This is a genomic window from Streptomyces sp. NPDC051940 (assembly GCF_040680895.1).
GTDB lineage: Bacteria > Actinomycetota > Actinomycetes > Streptomycetales > Streptomycetaceae > Streptomyces.
On sequence record NZ_JBFAXR010000014.1, the window covers coordinates 74903 to 99018 of the forward strand.

Below are 24116 nucleotides of genomic sequence, written 5' to 3' on the forward strand. Positions count from 1 at the left end.
AGATGGCCATGCCGCTCCGTCAGTCCATCAAGGTCGCTAGCTATCTCTTTCAGCAGAAAACGCTGCGCAAGCGGGAGAAGTTCCCCCTCCTCGTGGAGCTGGAACCACTCTTCGCCTGCAATCTCAAGTGCGAGGGCTGCGGGAAGATCCAGCACCCGGCCGGGATCCTGAAGCAGCGGATGCCCGTCGCGCAGGCCGTCGGCGCGGTCCTCGAGGCCGGCGCCCCGATGGTCTCCATCGCCGGCGGCGAACCCCTGATGCACCCGCAGATCGACGAGATCGTGCGGCAGCTGGTGGCGAAGAAGAAGTTCGTCTTCCTGTGCACCAACGCCCTGCTGATGCGCAAGAAGATGGACAAGTTCACCCCGTCGCCGTACTTCGCCTGGGCCGTGCACATCGACGGCCTGCGCGAGCGGCACGACGCCTCGGTGGCCAAGGAGGGCACCTTCGACGAGGCGGTGGAGGCCATCAAGGAGGCCAAGCGCCGCGGCTTCCGGGTGACCACCAACTCGACCTTCTTCAACACCGACACCCCGCAGACCATCATCGAGGTCCTCAACTACCTCAACGACGACCTGAAGGTCGACGAGATGATGCTGTCGCCCGCCTACGCCTACGAGAAGGCCCCCGACCAGGAGCACTTCCTCGGCGTGCAGCAGACCCGCGAGCTGTTCAAGAAGGCGTTCGCCGGCGGCAACCGCAAGAAGTGGCGGCTGAACCAGTCGCCGCTGTTCCTCGACTTCCTCGAGGGCAAGGTCGACTTCCCCTGCACGGCGTGGGCGATTCCCAGCTACTCGCTGTTCGGGTGGCAGCGTCCCTGCTATCTCATGAGTGACGGATATGTCACCACGTACAAGGAACTGGTCGAGGAGACCGACTGGGAGAAGTACGGCCGCGGCAAGGACCCGCGCTGCGCCAACTGCATGGCGCACTGCGGCTACGAGCCCACGGCCGTCCTGGCGACCATGGGGTCGCTGAAGGAGTCCCTGCGGGCCGCCCGCGAAACGCTCGGCGGACGCGATTGAGTTAAAGGGAGGGGGCCGGACTCATGTCCCTGCTGGAGAACATCCGCGGACCGCGCGACCTCAAGGAGCTGCCCGGCGAACGCCTGGACGAACTGGCGGAGGAGATCCGCCAGTTCCTCATCCACGCGGTGGCCAGAACGGGCGGCCATCTGGGCCCGAATCTCGGCGTGGTGGAACTCACCATCGCCCTGCACCGGGTCTTCGACTCGCCGGCGGACCGCATCCTGTGGGACACCGGCCACCAGTCCTACGTCCACAAACTCCTCACCGGCCGCCAGGACTTCTCCAAGCTCCGCGGCAAGGGCGGCCTGTCCGGCTACCCCTCCCGGGCGGAGTCCGAGCACGACGTCATCGAGAACAGCCACGCCTCGACGGTCCTGGGCTGGGCCGACGGCCTCGCCAAGGCCAACCAGGTCCTCGGGCGCGGCGACCACGTCGTCGCGGTGATCGGTGACGGGGCGCTGACCGGCGGGATGGCCTGGGAGGCGCTGAACAACATCGCCGCCGCCCGGGACAGGCCGCTGATCATCGTCGTGAACGACAACGAGCGCTCCTACGCCCCCACGATAGGAGGGCTGGCGAACCACCTCGCCACGCTGCGCACCACCGACGGCTACGAGAAGTTCCTCGCCTGGGGCAAGAAGGTCGTGCAGGACATGCCGGTCGTCGGCAAGCCCCTGTACGAGTCGCTGCACGGGGCGAAGAAGGGCTTCAAGGACGCCTTCGCGCCGCAGGGCATGTTCGAGGACCTGGGGCTGAAGTACGTCGGCCCGATCGACGGGCACGACGTGGAGGCCGTGGAGTCCGCGCTGCGGCGCGCCGCGCGCTTCCACGGGCCGGTGCTGGTGCACTGCCTGACGGAGAAGGGCCGCGGCTACCAGCCGGCGCTGGAGGACGAGGCGGACCGCTTCCACGCGGTGAGCCAGATGGACCCGCTGACCTGCGAGCCGGTCGGGCCGAAGGGCCCGCCGTCGTGGACCAGCGTGTTCGGCGACGAGATGCTGAAGCTCGGCGCGGAGCGCGAGGACATCGTGGCCGTCACGGCGGCGATGCTCCAGCCGGTCGGGCTGAAGAAGTTCGCCGACGCCTATCCGGAGCGGGTGTGGGACGTCGGCATCGCCGAGCAGCACGCCACGGTCTCCGCGGCGGGTCTGGCGACCGGCGGGCTGCACCCGGTGGTGGCCATCTACGCCACGTTCCTCAACCGGGCCTTCGACCAGCTGCTGATGGACGTCGCGCTGCACCGGTGCGGCGTCACCTTCGTGCTGGACCGGGCCGGTATCACCGGACCGGACGGCGCCTCGCACCACGGCATGTGGGACATGTCGATCCTGCAGGTCGTGCCCGGGCTGCGGATCGCGGCGCCGCGCGACGCCGAACAGCTGCGGCTGCAGCTGGGCGAGGCGGTGACCGTCGACGACGCGCCGACCGTGGTGCGGTTCGCCCGCGGCTCGGTGGGCCCGTCGGTGCCCGCCGTGGACCGCGTCGGCGGCATGGACGTGCTGTACCGGGGGCCGGGGGAGGACGTGCTGCTGGTCGCCGTCGGCGCCCTGGCCGAGGCGTGCGTCGGGGCGGCGGAGCTGCTCGCCGAGCGCGGCATCGGCTGCACGGTCGTCGACCCGCGCTGGGTCAAGCCCGTCGACGAGGCGCTGGCGCCCCTGGCCGCCCGGCACCGGCTGCTGGCCGTCGCGGAGGACAACAGCCGTGCCGGCGGCGTCGGTTCAGCCGTGGAGCGGGCGATGCGGGACGCCGGGCTCGACATGCCCGTGCGGTGCTACGGGCTGCCCGAGCAGTTCCTGCCGCACGCCCAGCGCGGCGAGCTGCTCGCCGACCTCGGGCTCACCCCCGCGGAGCTGGCGGGGGCGGTCAGCGGGGTGCTGGCGCGGCTCGAGGGGTGAAAGCTGGCGAGGCCCGGGCATTGGGAGTAGAAAGGGGCGGGTGACCTTCGACATCGGTGAGCTCCTTGCCCAGCGCGGCGGAGAGCGGTACGAGCTGCAGACCCGTCACCTCAACCACCAGCTGCCGCGGATGCTGCACACCATCGGCTTCGACAAGACGTATGTCCGGGCCGAGGGCGCGCACTTCTTCGACGAGGAGGGCAACGACTACCTCGATATGCTCGCGGGCTTCGGGGTGATGGGCGTCGGCCGCCATCACCCCGTGGTCCGCAAGGCGCTGCACGACGTCCTGGACGCGGGGCTCGCAGACCTCACCCGGTTCGACTGCCAGCCGCTGCCGGGGCTGCTCGCCGAGCGGCTGCTGTCGTACACGCCGCATCTGGACCGGGTGTTCTTCTCCAACAGCGGTACGGAGGCGGTGGAGACCGCCCTGAAGTTCGCCCGGTACGTGACGGGGCGGCCGCGGGTGCTGTACTGCGACCACGCCTTCCACGGGCTGACGACGGGCTCGCTGTCGGTGAACGGCGAGTCGTCCTTCCGGGACGGATTCGCACCGCTGCTGCCGGACACGGCGGTCCCCCTGGGCGACCTCGACGCCCTGGAGCGCGAGTTGCGGCGCGGCGGTGTGGCCGCCCTCATCGTCGAGCCGATCCAGGGCAAGGGCGTACTCGAGGCGCCGCCCGGCTATCTGCGGGCGGCGCAGGAGCTGCTGCACAAGTACAAGGCGCTGCTGATCGCCGACGAGGTGCAGACGGGACTCGGCCGCACCGGGGACTTCTTCGCGTACCAGCACGAGGACGGCGTAGAGCCGGACCTGGTCTGCGTGGCGAAGGCGCTGTCGGGCGGTTACGTCCCGGTCGGGGCGACGCTCGGCAAGGACTGGATCTTCAAGAAGGTCTACTCGTCCATGGACCGGGTCCTGGTCCACTCGGCGAGCTTCGCCGGCAACGCGATGGCGATGGCGGCGGGCCTGGCCACGCTGTCGGTGATGGAGGACGAGGAGATCGTCGCGAACGCCCTGCACGTCGGCGGTCTGCTGCACGGCCGGCTCGCGGCGCTGGTCGACAAGTACGAGCTGCTGCACGAGGTGCGCGGCCGCGGCCTGATGATCGGCATCGAGTTCGGCCGGCCACGGTCGCTGAAGCTGCGCAGCAGGTGGACGATGCTGCAGGCGGCGCGCAAGGGGCTGTTCGCGCAGATGGTCGTCGTACCGCTGCTGCAGCGGCACCGCATCCTCACCCAGGTCTCCGGCGACCATCTGGAGGTCATCAAGCTGATCCCGCCGCTGGTGGTGACGGAGGCCGACGCGGACCGGTTCGTCGACGCGTTCACCCAGGTCATGGATGACGCCCATGAAGGCGGGCTGATCTGGGACTTCGGCAAGACGCTGGTCAAGCAGGCGGTGGCCAACAGGTGATCGGCGCTTCGAAACCCGCTGGCTGACCCGGGAGTCCGCGTCCTAGGCTGCATGGATGATCGACAAGTCGACCGTCCGCGCGGTCAACGCCATGACGGCCCGCTGGGCCCGCGCGAGTCTCGCCGGGGGCGAAGGCGGCACCGTGTTCGCCTCGCCCGGCGCCTGGCCCCTCATCGGGCTGCTCGCCGGCGCGGCCGACGGGCCCGCCCGCTCGGAGATGGAGACGGCCCTCGGCGTACCCGCGGACGAGGCCATCAGGCGCAGCGGCGACCTGCTCTCGGCCCTCGGCGGGATGACCGGCGTCGACAGCGCCCTAGGCCTGTGGACCCGGGACGACAAGCTCACCCTCCGGCCCGAGTGGCAGGCCATGCTCCCCGCCGCCGTCCACGGGACGCTGACCGGGGACCACGACGCGGACCACGCGGTGCTGGACGACTGGGCCCATGCGCGCACGGAGGGGCTGATCCCGGCCATGCGCGTGGAACTCGTCGACGACACACGGCTGGTGCTGGCCAGCGCCCTGCTGCTGCGCACGACGTGGCTGCGGCCGTTCTACGACGTGTGGTCCGGCACCGAGGACGGCCCCTGGGCGGGCCGCGACCTGACCGTGCTGTGCCGGCGGACGGCCGTGCCGGACCGGCTGCGGGTCGTACGGACGCCCGCCGGACCGCTGACCGTGGTCGAGGTCGTCGGGGACGACGGGCTCAGCGTCCATCTGGTGCTCGGCGAGGAGGACGCGGCCCCGGGCGACGTGCTCGCCGCGGGTACGGAAGCGGTCGGCGGCGCGTGGCCCGGAAGGCCGGGCAGCCGGCTGCCGCCGGGGGAGGCGGGGCCGGGGGTCGAGGTGTCCCTGCGGCGCAGCGAGGTCCGGGAGGACCGGCTGAGCCTGCAGGTCGCGCAGTTCACGGTGGAGGCGGAGCACGATCTCCTGCAGATGCCGCAGGTCTTCGGCCTCGACGCGGCGACGGACAACCGCACCGGCCACTTCCCGGGCGTCGCCGAGGAGCCCCTGGCCGTCGGGTCGGCCGCCCAGAACGCCACCGCCACCTTCGGGCCGCTGGGGTTCAAGGCGGCGGCGGTGACAGACTTCGGGGGAGTCGCGGCAGGCGTGCCAGCCGAGCCGAAGCGCCCCCACGTCGTCCGGCACATCGACGCCCGCTTCCTGCGCCCCTTCGGCTTCCTCGCCGTCCACCGCGCGTCGAGGCTGGTCCTCGCCGCCGGCTGGGTCACCGAGCCCGACGAGTACGATCTGGCGGCGGAGTTCGGCGAGGACGAGAGCTGACCGGCGTCAGACGAGCAGGCGTTCCCGCAGCCGCTCGCGCGTCGCGTCGGCGAGCTTCAGCCCCTGGGCGAGGTAGCGCTCCACGGAGCCCCAGGTCTGCTCCATCTGGTCGAAGGCCGCCGCCAGATACGCGGCCCGGGCCTCGAAGAGCGGGCTGAGCAGGGCCACGACCTCGGGGGACATGCCGTCCACGGCGTCCTTGCCGCGGTGCATCTTGTAGCGGCGGTGTTTGGCGTTGGACTCGAGGTAGTCCGCCTCGATCGCCTCGCGTTCGACGCCGACCGCCAGCAGCGCCACCGCGATCGTCATCCCGGCCCGGTCCTTGCCCGCGGCGCAGTGCATCAGGGCGGGGACGGAGTCGTCGGCGACGGCGTGCAGCACGCGGGACTGGTCCCCGGTCTTGGTGACCACCAGCTCGCGGTACGTGGCCGCCATCCGCCCGGCCGCCTTGCCGTCGCCCAGCATCTCCCGCAGCTGGGCGATGTCGCCGTGCCGGACGAGGTTCCAGAACTCCTTGCCGTCGGCCGGATCGTTGAGCGGTATGTTCACGTTCCGCACCCCGGGCAGCGTCACGTCGGGGCCTTCCAGGGCGATGTCCGCCGCGTTGCGGAAGTCGAAGACGGTGTGCAGGCCGAGCGCGCCGAGGAAGGCGGCGTCCTCGGGCGTGGCGTGCGCCAGATGGCCACTGCGGAACAGCACCCCGGTGCGGGTCGTACGGCCGTCCACGGTGGGCAGTCCGCCCACGTCGCGGAAGTTGCGCACACCGGTCAGCTCCGGCTCGGTCGTCTGCGTCATCTGCGGCTCCTCAGCACAATCGGGGGCACCCTCGACGATACGACAAACGTTCGCTGGTCAATCAGTTCGGCCGTGGGTGATGATGTCCGGACGGCTTGTGCGGGACTGTGGAAATCTGGGGCTTCCGATGATTGAAACTGGCGAAAACGGTCGGGTCTGGCTGATATCGGGTACGGCCAGCAGTTACGCCCTGTATGTGACCGACGGCGATGAGCTGCTGCACCTCCACTGGGGTCCGCGCATCACGCTCGCCGACGCGCAGGCCCTCGCCGCCGAAGGGCTGCCCCGGTCGCACTCCTTCGAGTCCGCCCTCGACGGCCGCGAGGAGTACCCGGTGGAGGGCGGCCCCCGCTTCGCCCGCCCCGCCCTCGTCGTACGCACCGACCGCCTCGCGCGCGGAACGGAGTGGCGGTTCGAGGGGACGGAGGAGGCCGGGGACGACGAGCTGCGGCTGCGCTTCCACGACCCCGTCCACCATCTCTCCCTCACCCTGCACTACCGGATGCGCGACGACGTCCTGGAGCGGTGGGTGACGGCGACGCACGAGGGGCCCGCGGACGCGCCGCCGCTCGACGTACTGCGGCTGGACGCCGCCGCCTGGCCGCTCCCCGCGCGCGACGGCTGGCGGATGAGCCACCTGCACGGACGCTGGGGCGCCGAGAGCCGTCTGGTCCGCACGTCGCTCACCCCCGGCGAGCACGTCATCGGCAGCCGGCGCGGGCACACCTCGCACATCCACCTGCCCTGGGTCGCCCTGGACGACGGGACGGCCGGGGAGGAGCACGGCGAGGTGTACGGCTGTGCGCTGGGCTGGTCGGGGTCCTGGCGGATCGCCGTACAGCTGCTGCCCGACGGCTCCGTGCAGGCCGTCGGGGGCGCCGGTCACGACGAGTCGGGGCTCGTCGTCCTCACCCCCGGCGACTCGTACACCTCGCCCGTCTTCGCCGGGCTGTACGCCGACGGCGGGTTCGGGGCCGCCTCTCGGGCCTGGCACGCGTGGCAGCTGCGGTACGTCGTGCCGGACGCGCAGACCGTACGGCCGGTGCTGTACAACTCCTGGGAGGCCACCACCTTCGACGTGGAGGCCGGCCACCAGCTCGAACTCGCCCGCCGTGCCGCCGCGATGGGCGTCGAGCTGTTCGTCGTGGACGACGGCTGGTTCGGCACGCGCACCAACGACCGCCGCGGGCTCGGCGACTGGACGCCGAACCCGGACCGCTTCCCCGACGGGCTGAAGCCCCTGGCGGACGAAGTGCACGCGCTGGGCATGCGGTTCGGCATCTGGGTGGAGCCCGAGATGGTCAACCCGGACAGCGACCTCTACCGCGCGCACCCCGACTGGGTGCAGCACCGCCCCTCGCGCGAGCGGACGGAGTTCCGCAACCAGCTCGTCCTGGACCTCGGCCGCGAGGACGTCCGCGCACACCTGTGGGAGCGGCTCGACGCGCTGCTGCGCTCCGCGCCGATCGACTACGTCAAGTGGGACTTCAACCGCTCCTTCACGGAGGCCGCGTACAACGGACCCGAGCACGTGCACGGTCTGTACGCCCTCATCGACCGGCTGCGCGGCGCACACCCGGGCGTCGCCTTCGAATCCTGCTCGGGCGGCGGCGGCCGGATCGACCTCGGCATCCTCACCCGCACCGACCAGGTGTGGACCTCCGACAACACCGACCCGCTGGACCGGCTGCCGATCCAGCACGGCTTCAGCCAGATCCATCCGGCGCGCGTCATGGCGGCCTGGGTGACCGACAGCCCCAACCACCAGATGCAGGACCGCGAGGCGTCGCTGCGCTACCGGTTCGTCAGCTCCATGGCCGGTGTCCTCGGGGTCGGCGGCGACCTGGCGAAGTGGACGGAGGCGGAGCTCGCCGAGGCCGCCGGCTGGATCGCCCGCTACAAGCGCATGCGCCCGCTGGTGCAGCTGGGCGAGCTGTACCGGCTGCGCGAGCCGCAGGAGGGGCTGACGGCCGTCCAGTTCGTCCACGGCGACGAGACGGCCGTCCTGGCGTGGCTGCAGGCCCAGCGCTACCGCGAGCCGCTGCCGCCGCTGCGGCTGCGCGGCATCGACCCCGCCGCACGCTACGAGGACGTGGAGACGGGCGAGGTCCACCGCGGTGCCCTGCTCGCCCACCGCGGCCTGCGGCTGCCGCTGCGCGGGGACCTGGACGCGGCGGTGGTGCACCTCCGACGGCGCTGACCGGCCCGGGCCGGTGGTCCGTGGGCAGCCGGGCCGCCGCTGAACCGGTGAACGGCCGGGAGTGGCGTCCGAGGGGCCGCCGTACGAGGTGCTGATATACGGCTCATGCCCATCATGAGACGAATCGCCGCCGTCACCCTGCTGAGCGCCTCGGTGCTCGCGGTGACCGCCACCGTCCCCGCCCTCGCCCAGTCCCGCCTGCCCGAGCCCGCCACGGTCAGCGTGACCGGCTCGGGATCGGCGACGAAGGCCCCGGACCTCGCGGTGCTGTCGGCCGGCGTCGAGGCCGACGGTCGCACGGCCAAGGAGGCCATGGCGGCCCAGAGCAAGGCCGCGAAGGCCATGCTGGACGCCGTGCACAAGGAGGGCATCGAGGACCGCGACATCAAGACGGACGGCCTGTCCCTGGGCCCGCGCTACGACTACAACAACGGCTCGGCGACGCTGGTCGGCTACCAGGCCGGACAGACCTTCACCATCAAGGTCCGCGACATCGCGAAGACCGGTTCGGTCGTCTCCGCGGTGACCGCCGCCACCGGTGACGCGGGACGGATCAACGGCGTCGGCTTCGACGTCTCCGACCGGCAGGCGCTGGAGGCCGAGGCGCGCGAGGCCGCGTTCGGCGAAGCGCGCGCCAAGGCCGAGCAGTACGCGAAGCAGAGCGGCGGCACCCTGGGCCGGCTGGTGTCGGTGAGCGAGTACGGCGGTACGCCCGTGCCGTACCAGATGCCGATGATGGCCGCCGCCGAGGTGGCCGCCGGCGGGCCCGCGCCCGTGGCACCCGGAGAGGTGAAGGGCGAGCTGTCGGTCTCGGTCGTGTACGAGCTGTCCTGACGGTTATTCCTGCAGGCGGGGTTGACGGCGGGTGGTCTTTCTCACCCGCCGTCAACCCGTTCCTACGGTCGCGTAGGTCACAGCCCCGGGTGAAGGATGGGCGGATGTGGCTGACGATTCAGATACTCCGGCACATGACGTGATCAGGTCGTACGTGGCGATCGGTGACAGTTTCACCGAGGGCGTGGGCGACCCCGGCCCGGACGGGCTCTTCGTGGGATGGGCGGACCGGTTCGCGACCCTGCTGTCCGACCGCACGGGCGAGAACGGCTTCCGCTACGCCAATCTGGCGGTGCGCGGGAAGCTCCTCGACCACATCGTCGAGGAACAGGTCCCCCGGGCCGTCGAACTCGCCCCCGAACTCGTGAGCTTCTGCGCGGGCGGCAACGACATCATCCGTCCCGGCACCGATCCGGACGACGTGGCCGAGCGCTACGAGGCGGCGGTGGCCCGGCTGACGTCGGCGGTGGGCACGGTGATGGTGACGACCGGCTTCGACACCCGCGGTGTCCCGGTCTTCCGCCACCTCCGGGGCAAGATCGCCACGTACACGGCGCATGTGCGCGCCATCGCGGACCGCTACGGCTGCCCCGTACTCGACCTGTGGTCGCTGCGCGCCGTACAGGATCCGCGGGCCTGGGACGACGACCGCCTGCACCTCTCGCCCGAAGGACACACCCGGGTGGCGCTGCGCGCCGCCCAGGTGCTGGGCTACACCCCGCCGGCCGACCCCGACCAGCCCTGGCCCCCGCTGCCGCCGCGCGGCACGCTCGAGGTCCGGCGCGACGACATCCACTGGGCGCGTGAGCACCTCGTGCCGTGGATCGGGCGGCGGCTGCGCGGGGAGTCGTCGGGGGACGGGGTGACGGCCAAGCGGCCGGATCTGAGCGCTTTCGAGGGGACGGCCGGGTGAGCGCCTTGTACGCGCGCCCGCAGGGGACCGCCGGGGCCGCCCCCTGATGACGTTCCGCGCCCGCGGTGCGACGCTGGAAGGGCAGCCGGACGACCCGAGGGAGGAGATCGTGGAGAAGGTGCAGGGCATCGGCGGCGTGTTCTTCCGGTCCGCCGACCCCGAGAAGCTGGCCCGGTGGTACCAGGACCACCTCGGTGTGGACGCCGTGTCCGACGGCGACGTGTGGCGCCCGGCCGGCGGCCCGGTCGTCTTCGCGCCGTTCGCCGCCGACACCGGCTACTTCGGGCGTCCCGGGCAGCAGTGGATGCTCAACTACCGCGTGCGCGACCTCGACGCGATGCTGGCGCAGCTCCGGCAGGCCGGGGCGGACGTCGACGACGAGGTCCGCACCCAGGAAGGCATCGGCCGCTTCGGCTGGGCCTGCGATCCGGAGGGCAACCGCTTCGAGCTGTGGGAGCCGGTGCCGGAGGCGCTGTGAGGCGTGAGGCGGCGGTGACCACCCGGGCGTACTAGGTTGGGGCCATGGAGCAGCGCGTCAGTCTGATCACGCTGGGTGTGCGGGACCTGGCCCGGGCCCGGGCCTTCTACGAGGCGCTCGGCTGGCGCGGGCAGGAGGTCCAGGAGACCGTCTTCTTCCAGGCCGGCGGTCTCGGGCTGGTGCTGTGGGGGCGGCGGGAGCTGGCGGCGGACTGCGGCCTCGAGAAGCTCGCGGAGGGCGACGGGTTCGGGGGGATCACGCTCGCCCACAACGTCCGCTCCCCGGCGGAGGTCGACGCGCTGATGGCCGCGGCGGAGCGGGCCGGCGCCACCGTCACCAGGGCCGCGCGGTCCTCGGAACTCGGTTTCTACACCGGTGTCTTCACGGACCCGGACGGGCACGCCTGGGAGATCGCCCACAACCCGGGCTTCCCGCTGGCGGCGGACGGGACGCTCACCATCCCCGACTTCGGGGCGTCGTAGGAGGCCGCCTCCCGCGTCACAGCCCCAGTTCGCGGGTCAGGGCCTCGTCGATCCACGCGCGCATCGCCGTGGGCTTCAGGCCGCCCGGATAGCAGGTGAGCTGGACGGCCAGACCGTCCAGGAGAGCCGTCAGGCGCCACGCCGCCGACCGCGGGTCCGGGCAGTCGAACTCACCGGCCGCCGTGCCCTGCGCGATGACGTCCGCCAGCGCCGACTTCCAGCGGGAGTCGAGGTCCCGGGCGACCTCGCGCAGCGCCGGCTCACGCAGCGAGGACGCCCAGCCCTCGATCCACAGCCGCCAGCCCTTCGCGGCGCCCGTCGGCGCGTACCAGCGGATCGCGGCGCGCAGCCGCTTCAGGGCGGGATCACGGCGGGCGAGGATCGCGTGCAGCTCGGCGAGGTCGCCCTCCGCGGCGTGCGCGAAGGCGGCGGCGACCAGCTTCTCCTTGGTCTCGAAGTGGTAGAGCACCAGGGCGTTGCTGACCCCCAGCTGGGCCGCCACGTCGGAGATGCGCAGCGCGGCGACCCCGCGCTCCTCGATCTGCTCGACGGCTGCCCGCAGCAGCTCCCCGCGCCGTTCCTCGACGGTCAGTCTGGTCCTCGCCACGCCCGTACCCTAATGCCTGGTCAGCGACCCGAGGTAGCCGGGCGCGGCGGGGTCCGCCCGGCGCCCGTCAGGCCGGGACCGCGTGGGCGTCCAGGGCCACCGCTCCGCCCGGGTGGACGAGGAGCGGGTTGACCTCCAGCTCGGCCAGCTCCGGGTGCTCGGCCGCCGCCCGGGCGATCGCGCAGACGGCCGCCGCGGCCGCCTCCAGGCTGACGGGCGGTGCGCCGCGCCAGCCGCGCAGCAGCGGGGCGTGCTCGAGGCCGAGCAGCAGCTCGCGGGCCTGCGCGGGGGAGACGGGAGCGAGGGCGACGCGCGTGTCGGCCAGCAGCTCCGCCGTGACACCCCCGATGCCCGTCATCACCGCGGGCCCGAAGGACGGATCGTGGCGTACGCCGACGATGAGCTCCACGGCGTACGGCGGGGTGGCCATCGCCTCGACGCAGTAGCGTGCCGCTCCCGTCCGCTCCCGCATCCGGGCGAACGCCGTGCGGACGGCGTGCCCGTCCGCCAGCTGCAGGGCGACTCCGCCGGCCTCCGTCTTGTGGGCGAGTCCCATCGCCTTCAGGGCCACCGGGTAGCCGACGGCATCCGCCTCGAAGGCGGCCTCCTCGGCGGAGGTGACGAAGGCGGCGGGCGGGAACGACAGGCCGTAGGAAGCAAGGAGTTCGCGCGTTGCCTCGTATCCGCCGTCCGTCGCCCGCGGCCCTGACGGACGGGGGAGGGGGAGGACGGGGAGGCGGTGCTCGCCCGCCCGTAGGCGTGCGACGGCGGACAGGGCTGCCGTCGTCTGCTCGATCCGCTCGTGGACCGGGACGCCGCCCGTACGGAGCACGGCGAGGGCGGGCGTGTCCCGGGCCATGGTGTGGACGAGGAGCGGCTTGCCGCTGTCCCGCGCGGCCGACGCCAACTCCTCCGCCACCGCGCACTCCTCTGCCCTCTGGGCCGGATTTCCCGTCGCGTAGTCGCCGAAGTAGCCGGTGAGGACGACCGCGTCGGTGTCCGGAGACGCCAGCAGGGTGCGGGCCACGCGCGCGTACGAGCGGAGGTCCGCCTCGCCCGCACCGGCGAGGTCGACCGGGTTGCCGGTGCCCGCCGCCGACGGGAGGAGGGCGGCGAGGGACGACACCGTCGGCGCCGAAAGGGGCGGCACGTCGAGGCCGTGGCGGACGCAGTCGTCCGCCGCGAGGGCGCCCTGGCCGCCGCTGTCGGCGACGACGGCTACGCGCAGGGGCGCGGGTTCACGGTGTGCCTCGCTGCTGTTGCGCCGTACGTCGCTGCTGTTGCGCCGTACGTCGCTGCTGTTACGCCGTGCCTCGCTGCTGTTACGCCGTACCTCCCCCATGAGCGCCACCGCGGCGTCCGCCAACTCCCCGGCGGACCGCAGCAGCAGTGCCCCTGCCGCGTCACAGGCGGCCGCCACCACCGCCCGCGCGCTGACGAGCGCGCCGGTGTGGGAGGCGGCCGCGCGCTGAGATGCCGCGCTGCCGCCGACCGTCAGGAGCAGCACAGGCTTGCCCGCGGCGCGCGCGGCGGACAGCACCCGGGTCAGCCGGCGGCCGTCGCGGAAGTCCTCGACGTACAGGGCGATGACCCGGGTCTGCTCGTGGGCGACGAGGGACTCCACGGCCTCCGCCGCGTCGATGTCCCGCTGGTCGCCGAGCGAGACGAAGCGGGAGAAGCCCTCACCCGCGCGGGCCAGCAGCCGGCCGACCTCGAGGCCCAGATTGCCGCTCTGCGACACCATGCCGACGGCGCCCGCCGGGAAGTCGCCCCAGCTGAGGCGGAGACCGGCGGACGTGTCGACGACGCCCATGCAGTTGGGGCCCAGCAGCCGGGCGCCGCCCGCCGCGGCCAGCTCGGCCAGCCGGCGGCCGTCGGCGCCCGAGGTGATCACCGTGAAACAGCGGGCGCCCGCCGCCAGTCCGTCGCGTACGACCGCCTCGACCGCCGGTGCGGGCACCGAGACCACGACGTGCTCGGCCGGTGGGAGGGAGGCGGAGAAGGGCACGCCGTCGAGTTCGCCGCCCTTGCGGTTGACGAGGTGCACCTGGCGCCGATCGCGCCCCGCCAGCGCGCCCTTCGCCAGCCAGTAGCCCCATTTGGCGGGGTCGGCGGAGGCGCCGACGACCGCCACGGAGGAGGGCGCGAACAGCACGTCCAGCGGTGCGCCGCTCATTCGTACGTCCTGCGGTGCGTCGCTCATTCGTACGTCCCGAAGCGCTCGGAGATCCGCGGCAGGCGGTCCTCGACGAGTCCGTGCGCGGCCTGACGCGGCGTCGTCCCGCCGTCCTGTGCGCGCCGCAGCACCTCGCCGGTCAGCGCGCGCATGGAGCGGCGGATATGGGCGAACGCGGCGTCCGCGTCGGGGCCGACGTCGCCGAAGAGGGTCCACCACCACCAGGCGTTGGTGGCCGAGTTGACGACGACGTCCGGCAGCACCGTGATGCCGCGGGCCGCCAGCAGCTCCTCCGCGGCCGGGAGCACCGGCATGTTGGCCGCCTCGGCGATCCAGCGGGCCCGCACCAGATGCTGGTTCGACTCGTCGACGCAGTACGAGACGGCGGCCGGCACGAGCACCTCCGCGTCCGCCGAGAGCCAGGCTCCGGCGGGCAGTTCCCGGTCGCCGGGGCGCAGCGCGGAGCGGTCCACCGTGCCGCGGGCGTCGCGCGCCGCGAGCAGCGCCTCGACGTCCAGGCCGGCGTCGTTGGCGATGGTGCCCTTCACGTCCGCCACGGCGACCACGGTCAGCCCGGCCCGGGCCAGGAAACGCGCCGTGGCGCCGCCCATCGTGCCCAGGCCCTGCAGCGACACCCGGGTCCCGGCGTACGGCTGTCCGGCCCGCTCCAGGGCGACCAGCACCGACTCGGCGACCCCGCAGCCGCCGGCCAGTTCGCCCAGGCCGATGCCGTCGACGCGGGCGGCGAACGCGTCGGCGAGGCGCCGCCTTGCCGACCGCTCGTCGTCCAGCAGCGGGTAGACGGCCTGGATGGACGAGACCATGCCGGCCTCCGTCACGGCCCGGTCCACGGTCTCCTGGGTGAGCCCGAGATCCTCGCCCATGGTCCAGAACCGCTCGATGTACGGCCGCATCGCCCGCAGATAGCGCACCAGTACGCCGTACGACGCGGGGTCGGCCGGATCGCAGTCGATGCCGCCCTTGGCGCCGCCCAGCGGGACGTAGCGCGCCTCGGGGTCGTAGTGCAGGGCCTCCTTCATCGTCATGCCGCGGGCGAGGCCGGTGACCTCCTGCAGGGTGCAGCCGGCGCGCATCCTCAGCCCGCCGCTGGACACCCCGCGGACCAGCCGGTCGACCACCAGGTGGCCCTGGCGTCCGGTGACGTGGTCCGTCCAGGTGACGGAGAGCAGGGGGGCGGGCATCAGGGGTGCTCCTCGGGGATGTGGATGACGGTGGGTCCGGGGGTGTTCAGCGCGGTCCGCAGCGCATCCGCCAGCTCGGCGGGGCGCTCGACGCGGACGCCGCTGCCGCCGTACGCGCGGGCCAGCGCGGGCAGGTCGACGGGCGGCAGGTCGACGGCGTACGGGGCGTCGCCCCGGCCGCGCATGCCGTCGCGGATCTCTCCGTAACCGCCGTTGTCGAAGACGACGACCGGCAGCGGATGGCCGAGGGCCGCCGCGGTGGCCAGCTCCTGCACGGTGAACTGCAGCCCGCCGTCGCCGCAGAGGGCCACCACCTGCCGCCCGGGGGCGGCGCACTTGGCGCCGATCGCGGCGGGCAGCGCGTAGCCGAGGGTCGCGAAGCCGGTGGGGTGCAGATAGCGGCCGCCGGGGCCTAGCGGAAGGTGGGGGAGCGCGCCGTAGTAGCAGCACTGCGCCTGGTCGGAGGTGATGACGGCGTCGTCCGCCAGCACCGAGCGCAGGACGCGCAGATACGGCAGCCAGCGGGCGTCCCGTTCCGCGGTCTCCGCGTCCCGGTCGGCCAGGAGCCGGCGGACGGCGTCGGGGCCGCCGGGCGCTGGCGCCCCGGTCAGCTGCTCCAGCAGTGCGGCGAGGACCGTCCGCGCGTCGCCCACCAGCGCGTGGTCGGCGGGCGTGCGGGCGTACATCTGGGCGGGGTCGAGGTCGATCCGGACGAGGGTGCCGGTCAGCGGGAGGTCCTCCGCCCACAGATCGGACTCGGCGAGCTCCGTTCCGACGGCGATGACGACGTCCCTTTCGCACAGTTGGCGGCGCGCGGAAGGGCTGTGCAAGGAGACGCCGGCGGCGAGCGGATGGGTCTCGGGGATGACGCCCTTGCCGTTGGCCGTGGTGAGCACCGGGGCGCCCAGCCGCTCGGCCAGCTCCAGGCACTCGGCGGCGGCCCCCCGCGCCCCGCCGCCGAGGACGAGTGCGGGGGAGCGGGCGGCGGACAGGGCCGCGGCGGCGTCCTTCAGCGCCTCGGGATCCGGTGCCCGCGGCGCCGCGGCGGGCGCGAGCCGGACCGGCCCGGCCGGCTCCGCGGTCTCCATCAGATCGAGCGGGATCTCGATGTGCACCGGCCGCGGGCGCTCCTGCCGGAACAGCGTGAACGCCCGCGCCACGGCGGCACCCGCCTCGGCGGCCGACGACACGCGGTGGCTGAAGGCGGCGACGGCGGACAGCGCCGCCGACTGGCTGCGCATCTCGTGCAGCAGACCGGTGGACTGTACGGGGTGCCGCAGCGGCATCCCCGGGGAGACCACGAGCATGGGCACGCTGTCGGAGTACGCCTCTCCCACGGCGGCGGCGATGTTCAGCAGCGCGGGGCCGGTCGTCGTCACGGCGACGCCGGGGCGGCCCGTCGTACGGGCGTACCCGTCGGCGGCGTAACCGGCGCCCTGTTCGTGGCGCGGGGCGACGTGGCGGATGCCGTACGCGGGGAAGTGGCGGTACAGCTCCAGGTTGTGCGTGCCGGGGATGCCGAAGACGAGGTCCGTGCCGTGCGCGGCGAGGGCGCGCACCAGGGCCTCGCCGGCGGTGAGGCGGTCGGTGGGACGGCCGGGCGTGGCACGGGCGGGGTCGGTGGGGAGGCCGGGCGTCGCGGGGACGCCGTCGGGTGCGGGTGTGGTCATCACAGGCTCCGGGAGATGATCAGCCGCATGATGTCCGAGGTCCCTTCCTCGATCTCCTCGAGCTTCGCGTCGCGCATCCACTGCTCGACGGGGAACTCCCGCGAGTACCCCCAGCCGCCCAGCGTCTGCACGGCGGCCCAGGTGCAGTAGGCCGCCGTCTCGGAGGCCGTGAGCTTGGCCATGGCCGCCTCGGTGGTGGCGTCGAGGCCGGCGTCCAGCCGCTTGGCCGCCCGCCACGTCATCAGCCTCGCCTGGTCGATCCGGGTGCGCATGTCGGCGAGACGGAAGGCGACGGCCTGGTGCTCGATGATCGGCTTGCCGAACTGGACCCGGTTCTTCGCGTAGTCGACGGCGTACTCGTACGCCGCCCGCGCCACACCGGTGGCCGCGGCGCCCAGCACCGCGCGGGAGATGTCGAAGGTGCGCATCAGGCCGGTGAAGCCCTCGCCCTCGGCGCCCAGGCGCTGCTCCTCGGGCACGAAGACGTCGTCGAGGAAGATCTCGCGGCAGACGATGGCGCGCTGGCCCATCTTGCGCATCGGTTCGCCGAAGGTCATGCCCTCCGTTCCCTTGCGCAGGAGGAACGCGCTGATGCCGCGCGAGCGGAGCGCGGGATCGGTCTTGGCGAAGACGACGTACAGCTCGGCCTCGCCGGCGTTGGAGATCCACGCCTTCTGGCCGCTGAGACGGTAGCCGCCTGCCGTCCGCACGGCGGTCGTCGTGATCGACGCGGCGTCCGAGCCGGCGCCGGGCTCGGTGGCCGCCAGCGCGGTCATCGGCGTGTCGGGGCCGGTGAGCGGCGTCAGCCACTCCTGCCGCTGGTCCGCGTCGCCGAGCTCCAGCACGGGGTCGGCGAAGAAGCCGTTGGAGCAGAGGAGGTTCCCGATACCCAGATCGCCGACGCACAGCTCCTCCTGCACGAGGCACTGGGTGAACACGTCGGTGAAGCCGCCGCCCCCGTACTCCTCGGGCAGCATGAACCCCGTGATGCCGACCCGGGCGGCCGAGCGCCACAGATCCCAGGGCGTCTCGACATCGGCCTCGTCCACGGCACGCGCCCGCGGACGGATCTCGTCCCGGGCGAAGGCGCGGGTCAGCTCGATGATGTCGGTCTGCTCCTGGGTGAGCGGGCAGAGCTCGGTGGGGAGGGTGGACACGGTGGGCCTCCAGCCGGTGCTTACTGAATCGTCATTCAGTATCGGTGGGAGGCGGTTGGTGTGTCAACGTGTCGCGCCGGGCGGAGTTTCAGCAGGTCGTGTGGCGTGTCGCGGGGTACGGCGGGGGTGTTGGGGTGCGCGGCTGGAGCGAGCGTCTCGCCGGGGCGGCTCGTGGGTCCTGGCGAGGACATGATGGTACGGCGTCCGGCTTGGCGAGGCGCCGCTGCCTCGTGGTTGTGCGGTCCGGCCGGGGCCGCGCGGGGCGCGGTGGTCTGCGAGCGCTCGGGTGCGCTGCGCCGGGAGGAGGCGGGGCGGCTGGACCGCGCGCCTCCTGCTGGGCTTCTCCGACGGCTTGCCCCCGCACGCCTGGTGGGGGGCCCGTGCCCGCGGAGTTCCAGGCCGGGCTCGGCGGTTGACGGCGGAGCGGCGAGGGTGTCGGGCGTTGCGGCGACGGCGTACGTGCCGGTCAACTAGACATGGCCGCACGGCTGTCGGGCTCGCCCGGCTCCGCGGCGTGTGCGGCCACTGGGGCGCCGGCTGTGGGAGGTGCGCGGCGGTCAGGGGCGCGTGGCCATGTGACACGTGCGGCTGTGAGGGCGCCCGGCAGAGTGGCACGTGCGGCCGTCAGGGGCGCCTGGCCGAGGGGCACGCGGGGCTGTGGGGGCGCCCGGCTGTTGGACGTGCGTAGCTGGGGCATATGCGGCTGTCGTGCGCCCGACGGAGGTGCTCGGCTCAGGCGCGGGTCTCTGTGCCCTGGGGGCGTTCGGACGTGCGGGCTGTGCCCCGGCCACCGGGGGAGGGTGGCCGGGGCGGTCCGATGCCGCTCACGCGGCGCGCTGGGGGTCCGACGCCCGGTGCGAGGCCGTCTCGGCGGCCTGGGCGGCGGGGGCGGGGGTGGCCATCCGCGGGGTCTTCGCGGTTCGGGTGGTGGTCGGGACGTCGCAGGTGTCCTTGAAGCCCTGGCTCGTCAGGTCCAGGGCCGCGTTGATGCGCGAGCGGAGGTTCTCGATCGCGACCATGGCCGTCAGCTCGACGAACGCGGCCTCGCCCAGCTCCTGCAGCAGCGTGGCGGCCAGGACGTCGTCCACCGCCGGCGGGGTGGCCGTCATGGCCTCGGCGTACTCCAGGACGTCCCGCTCCAGGGGCGTGTAGACGGGGCTGTCGCGCCACACCGGCACGTCCTGCAGTTTGCGCGCGTCCGTGCCGATCTCCCGGCTCTCCCAGTAGCCGAAGTCCATGCACCAGCTGCAGCCGATGCTCGCGGACGAGGCCATCACGGCCAGGTTCTTCAGATGCGGGTCGAGGGCGTCGAACTTGGCCACCTTGCGCTCGAACCCGACGTCGGCCAGCAGCACCTTGCGGTTGTGGGCCAGCGCCATGCCGGGGTCCAGCACCTTGCCGTAGGTGCGCTTGGAGTACCACTCCATGAAACGGACCAGGAGCGTACGGGGCGGGCTGAGTGAGATGCGGGCCATGAGCCGGCGCCTCCATCCGTGCGTAGTCGTGCTGACACGGATAGGACGGGAGGTCGCGGCCGGAATGTGACACGGATGTTTGTGATCCAGGTCACAAGCACTGCGGTGGTGGAGGCATCGCCTGGACCCGGCGCCGCGGGTGCGGGCGCGGCACCGGGTCGTCAACGGCGGGCCGCGGGCCTACTGGGGGGCCGGCGGCACGCTCTTGATCACTGCGAAGGCGCCGCCGTGCGGATCGGCGAACATCGCGAACCGGCCGACGTCCTCCATGTCCGTCGGCGGGACCAGCGTCGTCGCGCCCAGCCCCGCCGCCGTCGCGGCGGTCGCGTCACAGTCCGCCACCTCGAAGTACGGATGCCACTCCGAGACGGAGCCCGCGGCCCTGTTCTCCTCGGGCAGTGCCATGAGCCCGCCGAAGCCGGAGTCCTCGGCGCCCCCGGCGGGACGGGCCACGACGTACGGACCGACCGGCGTCGGCATCTCCTCGGTCTCCCAGCCCAGCACCTGGCGGTAGAACGCCACGGCGGCACCGGCGTCCGTCGTGTAGCTCTCCACCCAGCACAGGGAGCCCGGGTCGTTGACGACCTGCATGCCGGCCATGGCGGGATCGAAGACCTGCCACAGCGCGAACGCCGCCCCCGCCGGGTCGCCCAGCACGGCGGAACGGCCGAAGGACATCACGTCCATCGGTGCCTGGAGCACCGTCCCGCCGGACTGCTCGGCGGCCTTGACCGTGGCGTCGACGTCCGCGGTCCTGAAGTAGATCGTCCAGCCCGGGCGCGCGTCGTCGCCCTGCAGCGGTCCCGCGCCCCCGATCATCTTCCCGTCGAGCATCAGGAAGCCGTAGCCTCCGGCCTCGGGGCCCGCGGACTGGAAGTCCCAGCCGAACAACTCACGGTAGAACGCCAGGGATGCCCCGATGTCGGGGCTGGCGAACTCGACCCAGGTGGGTGCGCCGTCGGGTGTATCAGTGGTGAGCATCGTCGCTCCTCCCCTGCCAGGTGGATTCCGGGTCTTCCCAGCATGGCAGCGGGCACTGACAATCGCCCGAGAGCTCGCGTCCGCCCAGGTCAGGGGCGTGTCCGGGGCCCGGGGCGGGTGGTTCGCGGGCCGTCGGAGGCAAACGGCGGCGCCCTCCCCCCTTCCGATCATGGGGCATCCGTGCTCTGCTGGAAGTGGAGCCAGGGACCGCAGCCGACAGGCGCGGAGAAGCGGAGCAGTACACCGCGCACCGCGCAATCATGGTCCGCGAGAAGCGGGCGGCGCCCTGGCTCCGAAGCTTGCCCGGCGCGGGCCCACCGGCGCCAGCCCCGCAGCCCTCCCGCCCCCGCGAGCCCCGCGCCGTCAGACCACCGGCACCAGCACGACAGGGCAGCGGGCATGGTGCAGCACCGCGTGGGTGACCGGGCCCAACTGCAGCCCGTAGCGTCGCTTGTCGCGACGCGCGGCCAGGATCACCAGGTCCACCGCCGCGGTCGCCTCCAGCACTGCGGCGGCGGGCGGCGCCAGTTCGTGGTCGGCGGCCACGTCGATGTCCGGGAACTCCGCCCGCAGCGCGGCCACCGCGTCGCGGGCGACCGTCTCCTCCGCCTCCCTGCGCTGCTCCGCCTGCAGCCACATCCGTTCGGCGTCCACGGTCGGCATCCCGCCCGGCGGGGCCGGATGCAGCCAGGCGTGCAGCGCCCGCACCCGGGCGTCCCGCCGGGCGGCCTCCTGCAGGGCGAACCGCACCGCCGGCGCGTCGGCGTCCGACTTCACGCCCACCAGCAGCGCGCCGCGCGGCTTCTCGTCGAGTTCGGCGTCTCCGCGTACGACCATCACCGGCGCCGCGGAGTGCGCGGCGACACGCAGGCTCACCGAGCCGAGCAGCAGCCCCGCGAAGCCGCCGTGGCCGCGCGTGCCGACGACCACCAGGCCCGCCGTCCGCGCCGCGTGCAGCAGTGCGGCCGCGGCGGGTTCGTCGGTCAGCGTCGGCACGATCCGCAGTTCGGGGGCGTGCCGGGCGGCCCGCTCCGCGGCGTCGTCGAGCGCCAGGCGGGCGATGCGGTGGAACTGCTCCTGCTCCGCCGGAGCGAGCCCCGTGCCCGGCGTGGGCGGCGGAGCCCACGGCGCGCCGCAGAGGATCTCCAGGGCCGTGCCGCGCCGCACCGCCTCGTCCACCGCGCGGTCCAGTGCCCGCAGCGCCGGCCCGGACCCGTCGTAACCGACGAGGACACGGCCGTGGGGGAGCGGGGAGCTGTTCCGTTCGGGCATGACTTCCTCCCGGAAAGGGGCGGGTGTGTCTCTCCACCCTCGCCTTACCGGTGGGGGCGCGGTCATGGGCCGGGAGGACCGGATTCCGGGGCCGATCGGCTGTTGCCCGGGGCGGGCGGCGGCGGGCGGCTCAAGGTCGGGTCAACGGGCGGCTCAATGCTCCGGTACGAGCGCCACCGGACAGCTCGCGTGGTGGAGCACGGCGTGGTTGACGTGGCCGAGGTGTACGCCCGACTCGCCGGTGCGGCGGCGGGCGCCGACCACGAGCAGGTCGGCCTCGTCGGAGGCCAGCAGCAGCGCGTCGCGGGCGTGTCCCTCGGCCGTCCTGCGGCGGACCTCGACGTCCGGATGACGCTGGGCCGCGTCCTTCAGCGCGTGCTGCAGCGCCCATTCCGCGTCCCGCATCCGCGGGTCGGCGGCGCCCGCCAGCGTGTGGGCGTGGGTCGCGACTCCGCGCTCCGGCGACCGCCAGGCGCGTACCGCGTCGAGCTGTTTGTCCCGCAGCTGCGCCTCGCGGAACGCGAACTCGATGGCCGCGCCGCGCTCTCCCGTCTCACCGACGCCCAGCACCACGCGGCGCGCGCCGCCGGCCGACGTCCGCTCTCCGCCCCGTACGACGATGACCGGCCCCTCGGCCCGCGAGGCCACGGCCAGCGCCGTCGTACCGAGGGCCAGCGGCAGCCGGCCGCGGCCGCGGTCGCCGACGACCACCGCGAGGGCGTCGCGGCCGGCGCGCAGCAGTCCGGGCACCGTGTCCTGCGCGAGGATCTCGGTGGCCAGCCTGAGCCCGGGCTCGCGGGCCGCGGCGTACCCGGCGGCCGTCGCCACGACGTGCTCGGCCGGCGTGCGGTCCGCGGGCGCCACGGGGAAGCCGGCGGGGAGGGAGCCGTCGTAGTACTCCCACAGGGACGCGTACACGATGTGCAGCAGGGCGTCGTGCCGTGCCGCCTCACCGGCCGCCCAGTCGAGCGCTCTGCGTGCTGAGTCCGAACCGTCGAAGCCGACCACCAGGTGCCGCGCCACGCCCCTCACCGCCTTCCACGACCACCTCAAACGCCCACCAGCTCACCCCGGCCGCCCCGCGCGCGTCAAGCCCCGCACAGCGGCGAGTGGTTGCGGGCACGGGTGGCGCGGGGGTGCGTCCGAGGGGTGCCGACCGGCCGGGCGGGTGGGCCGGTCGGCCCCTGCACGGGGGGTGCGCGCGAGGCCACTGTGGGGGTGGGGGACCCGCCGAGCGCAACGGGGGCGGCGGGCCCACCGAGCGCAACGGGGACCACCGTGATCACCGCCGCCTCTAGTCTGCTGGGAACGCCCATGACCGCTGCGCAGTTCGACGCCGGGACGCTCACGCGGCTCATCTCCGCCGCCGTCGCGGCCCCGTCGATGCACAACAGCCAGCCCTGGCGCTACCGGCTCAGCCCCGGCGACGCCACCCTCGACGTGCACGCCGCTCCCGGACGCGGGCTGCGGCACACCGACCCGATGGGCCGCGGCCTGCACGTGTCCGTCGGCGCGGCGCTGTACAACCTCCGTGTCGCCGCCGCCCACTTCGGATGGGAGTCCGTCGTACGGCTGCTGCCGGACCCGGAGCGGCCGGAGCTGCTCGCGCAGGTGCGGTTCGCCGGACCGGTGCTCCCCGGCGGGCACAACCGCCCCGACCTGTACGACGCGATCTGGCGCCGCCACTCGAGCCGGCTGCCGTACGCCGGCGTCCGCCCGCCCGAGTCGGTGCTCGCCGAACTCGTCGCCGCCGCGGCCTTCGAAGGGGCGACGCTGCTGCTGCCCGACGACGCCGAGGCGCGCCGGCTGCTGCAGGTGACCGGCGAGGCGGAGCAGCGCAACGTCCGCGATCCCGAGCGGCGCGCGGAGAGCCGCAGCTGGATCCGCGAGGGAGCGCGCGACGGGCTCACCGGCGCGTCGCTCGGCCCGCCCGACGCCACGGGGCGTGTCCCGGTGCGCGACTTCACCGGGGCGCCGCGGACGCACGCCCTTCCCGCGGCTGTCTTCGAGGACCGCCCGGTCATCGCCGTCCTCACCACCGCGCACGACCGGCGGGCGGACTGGCTGCGCGCCGGCCAGGCGCTGGAGCACGTCCTGCTCGCGGCGACCGCCCACTCGGTGAAGGCGTCGCTGCTCCACCAGGCGCTGGAGTGGCCGGACCTGCGCTGGACCCTGCGCGGATCACCGCACTCCCATGTGCAGATGCTGCTGCGCCTCGGCTACGGTCCGGCGGGCGCCGCCACGCCGCGGCG

At 73.5% G+C, this 24116-nt stretch carries 20 protein-coding genes; 10 read left to right on the forward strand and 10 right to left on the reverse strand.

The window, feature by feature from the left end; all coding sequences use genetic code 11:
* Nucleotides 1–2 precede the first annotated feature (2 nt).
* The 4 genes from hpnH to AB0M28_RS09025 are packed head-to-tail and all read left to right on the forward strand — an operon-like array spanning nt 3 to nt 5622.
* Nucleotides 3–1025 (forward strand): adenosyl-hopene transferase HpnH, encoded by a 1023-nt coding sequence (gene hpnH / locus AB0M28_RS09010; RefSeq protein ID WP_365400100.1) that lies wholly within the window; start codon nt 3–5, stop codon nt 1023–1025.
* A 23-nt stretch (nt 1026–1048) separates the two neighbouring features.
* Nucleotides 1049–2923, forward strand: a complete 1875-nt coding sequence (gene dxs / locus AB0M28_RS09015) for a 1-deoxy-D-xylulose-5-phosphate synthase (RefSeq protein WP_365400103.1) — start codon at nt 1049–1051, stop codon at nt 2921–2923.
* A 40-nt stretch (nt 2924–2963) separates the two neighbouring features.
* Nucleotides 2964–4340 carry an aspartate aminotransferase family protein gene (locus AB0M28_RS09020; protein ID WP_365400106.1) on the forward strand — a complete coding sequence of 459 codons (1377 nt, stop codon included), beginning with the start codon at nt 2964–2966 and terminating at the stop codon, nt 4338–4340.
* Between the two features lie 55 nt (nt 4341–4395).
* Complete coding sequence (locus tag AB0M28_RS09025) at nt 4396–5622, forward strand: serpin family protein (protein WP_365400109.1); 1227 nt, start codon at nt 4396–4398, stop codon at nt 5620–5622.
* Between the two features lie 6 nt (nt 5623–5628).
* Here the strand turns inward: AB0M28_RS09025 and AB0M28_RS09030 are convergent, their stop codons facing one another.
* Nucleotides 5629–6417, reverse strand: a complete 789-nt coding sequence (locus tag AB0M28_RS09030; RefSeq protein ID WP_365400112.1) for a tyrosine-protein phosphatase — start codon at nt 6415–6417, stop codon at nt 5629–5631.
* Nucleotides 6418–6544: 127 nt separating this feature from the next.
* Here AB0M28_RS09030 and AB0M28_RS09035 point away from each other — a divergent pair, with 127 nt between their 5' ends.
* From AB0M28_RS09035 to AB0M28_RS09055, 5 genes are all read left to right on the forward strand, one after another.
* Complete coding sequence (locus AB0M28_RS09035; RefSeq protein ID WP_365400114.1) at nt 6545–8617, forward strand: alpha-galactosidase; 2073 nt, start codon at nt 6545–6547, stop codon at nt 8615–8617.
* 114 nt (nt 8618–8731) lie between these two features.
* Nucleotides 8732–9451, forward strand: a complete 720-nt coding sequence (locus AB0M28_RS09040; RefSeq protein ID WP_365400117.1) for an SIMPL domain-containing protein — start codon at nt 8732–8734, stop codon at nt 9449–9451.
* 139 nt (nt 9452–9590) lie between these two features.
* Nucleotides 9591–10364 carry an SGNH/GDSL hydrolase family protein gene (locus AB0M28_RS09045; protein WP_365400160.1) on the forward strand — a complete coding sequence of 258 codons (774 nt, stop codon included), beginning with the start codon at nt 9591–9593 and terminating at the stop codon, nt 10362–10364.
* 109 nt (nt 10365–10473) lie between these two features.
* Nucleotides 10474–10842, forward strand: coding sequence for a VOC family protein (locus AB0M28_RS09050; protein WP_365400163.1), 369 nt, complete (start codon nt 10474–10476; stop codon nt 10840–10842).
* 44 nt (nt 10843–10886) lie between these two features.
* Nucleotides 10887–11324 carry a VOC family protein gene (locus AB0M28_RS09055; protein ID WP_365400119.1) on the forward strand — a complete coding sequence of 146 codons (438 nt, stop codon included), beginning with the start codon at nt 10887–10889 and terminating at the stop codon, nt 11322–11324.
* A gap of 16 nt (nt 11325–11340) precedes the next feature.
* Here AB0M28_RS09055 and AB0M28_RS09060 read toward each other — a convergent pair whose 3' ends face one another.
* The 9 genes from AB0M28_RS09060 to AB0M28_RS09100 all read right to left on the reverse strand — a co-directional run bounded on the left by AB0M28_RS09060 (nt 11341) and on the right by AB0M28_RS09100 (nt 22887).
* Entirely contained in the window at nt 11341–11931 is a 591-nt protein-coding gene (locus AB0M28_RS09060) for a TetR/AcrR family transcriptional regulator (protein ID WP_365400122.1), read from the reverse strand.
* A gap of 67 nt (nt 11932–11998) precedes the next feature.
* Nucleotides 11999–14134: an acetate--CoA ligase family protein gene (locus AB0M28_RS09065; protein WP_365400124.1), complete on the reverse strand. Its 2136-nt coding sequence runs from the start codon at nt 14132–14134 to the stop codon at nt 11999–12001.
* Entirely contained in the window at nt 14131–15309 is a 1179-nt protein-coding gene (locus tag AB0M28_RS09070) for a Glu/Leu/Phe/Val dehydrogenase dimerization domain-containing protein (RefSeq protein WP_365400127.1), read from the reverse strand. Before AB0M28_RS09070 ends, AB0M28_RS09065 begins: the two co-directional genes overlap by 4 nt.
* Nucleotides 15309–16979 (reverse strand): 5-guanidino-2-oxopentanoate decarboxylase, encoded by a 1671-nt coding sequence (locus AB0M28_RS09075; RefSeq protein ID WP_365400130.1) that lies wholly within the window; start codon nt 16977–16979, stop codon nt 15309–15311. The genes AB0M28_RS09070 and AB0M28_RS09075 overlap by 1 nt, the downstream gene beginning before the upstream one ends.
* Complete coding sequence (locus AB0M28_RS09080) at nt 16979–18136, reverse strand: acyl-CoA dehydrogenase family protein (protein WP_365400133.1); 1158 nt, start codon at nt 18134–18136, stop codon at nt 16979–16981. Before AB0M28_RS09080 ends, AB0M28_RS09075 begins: the two co-directional genes overlap by 1 nt.
* 824 nt (nt 18137–18960) lie before the next feature.
* Complete coding sequence (locus tag AB0M28_RS09085; RefSeq protein WP_365400136.1) at nt 18961–19611, reverse strand: carboxymuconolactone decarboxylase family protein; 651 nt, start codon at nt 19609–19611, stop codon at nt 18961–18963.
* A 180-nt stretch (nt 19612–19791) separates the two neighbouring features.
* Nucleotides 19792–20592, reverse strand: a complete 801-nt coding sequence (locus tag AB0M28_RS09090) for a VOC family protein (RefSeq protein ID WP_365400139.1) — start codon at nt 20590–20592, stop codon at nt 19792–19794.
* Between the two features lie 363 nt (nt 20593–20955).
* Nucleotides 20956–21864: a universal stress protein gene (locus tag AB0M28_RS09095; RefSeq protein WP_365400142.1), complete on the reverse strand. Its 909-nt coding sequence runs from the start codon at nt 21862–21864 to the stop codon at nt 20956–20958.
* Between the two features lie 153 nt (nt 21865–22017).
* Nucleotides 22018–22887: a universal stress protein gene (locus AB0M28_RS09100; protein WP_365400145.1), complete on the reverse strand. Its 870-nt coding sequence runs from the start codon at nt 22885–22887 to the stop codon at nt 22018–22020.
* 291 nt (nt 22888–23178) lie between these two features.
* Here AB0M28_RS09100 and AB0M28_RS09105 point away from each other — a divergent pair.
* On the forward strand, nt 23179–24116 hold a 938-nt coding region (locus tag AB0M28_RS09105; RefSeq protein ID WP_365400149.1), incomplete at its 3' end, for a hypothetical protein.

What these genes read in the sequence shown, in the direction of transcription:
- hpnH (WP_365400100.1), top strand. Translation starts at nt 3, where the DNA reads ATGGCCATGCCGCTCCGTCAGTCCATCAAGGTCGCTAGCTATCTCTTT.
- dxs (WP_365400103.1), top strand. Translation starts at nt 1,049, where the DNA reads ATGTCCCTGCTGGAGAACATCCGCGGACCGCGCGACCTCAAGGAGCTG.
- AB0M28_RS09025 (WP_365400109.1), top strand. Translation starts at nt 4,396, where the DNA reads ATGATCGACAAGTCGACCGTCCGCGCGGTCAACGCCATGACGGCCCGC.
- AB0M28_RS09030 (WP_365400112.1), bottom strand. Translation starts at nt 6,417, where the DNA reads ATGACGCAGACGACCGAGCCGGAGCTGACCGGTGTGCGCAACTTCCGC.
- AB0M28_RS09035 (WP_365400114.1), top strand. Translation starts at nt 6,545, where the DNA reads ATGATTGAAACTGGCGAAAACGGTCGGGTCTGGCTGATATCGGGTACG.
- AB0M28_RS09040 (WP_365400117.1), top strand. Translation starts at nt 8,732, where the DNA reads ATGAGACGAATCGCCGCCGTCACCCTGCTGAGCGCCTCGGTGCTCGCG.
- AB0M28_RS09055 (WP_365400119.1), top strand. Translation starts at nt 10,887, where the DNA reads ATGGAGCAGCGCGTCAGTCTGATCACGCTGGGTGTGCGGGACCTGGCC.
- AB0M28_RS09065 (WP_365400124.1), bottom strand. Translation starts at nt 14,134, where the DNA reads ATGAGCGACGCACCGCAGGACGTACGAATGAGCGGCGCACCGCTGGAC.
- AB0M28_RS09070 (WP_365400127.1), bottom strand. Translation starts at nt 15,309, where the DNA reads ATGCCCGCCCCCCTGCTCTCCGTCACCTGGACGGACCACGTCACCGGA.
- AB0M28_RS09075 (WP_365400130.1), bottom strand. Translation starts at nt 16,979, where the DNA reads ATGACCACACCCGCACCCGACGGCGTCCCCGCGACGCCCGGCCTCCCC.
- AB0M28_RS09085 (WP_365400136.1), bottom strand. Translation starts at nt 19,611, where the DNA reads ATGGCCCGCATCTCACTCAGCCCGCCCCGTACGCTCCTGGTCCGTTTC.
- AB0M28_RS09090 (WP_365400139.1), bottom strand. Translation starts at nt 20,592, where the DNA reads ATGCTCACCACTGATACACCCGACGGCGCACCCACCTGGGTCGAGTTC.
- AB0M28_RS09095 (WP_365400142.1), bottom strand. Translation starts at nt 21,864, where the DNA reads ATGCCCGAACGGAACAGCTCCCCGCTCCCCCACGGCCGTGTCCTCGTC.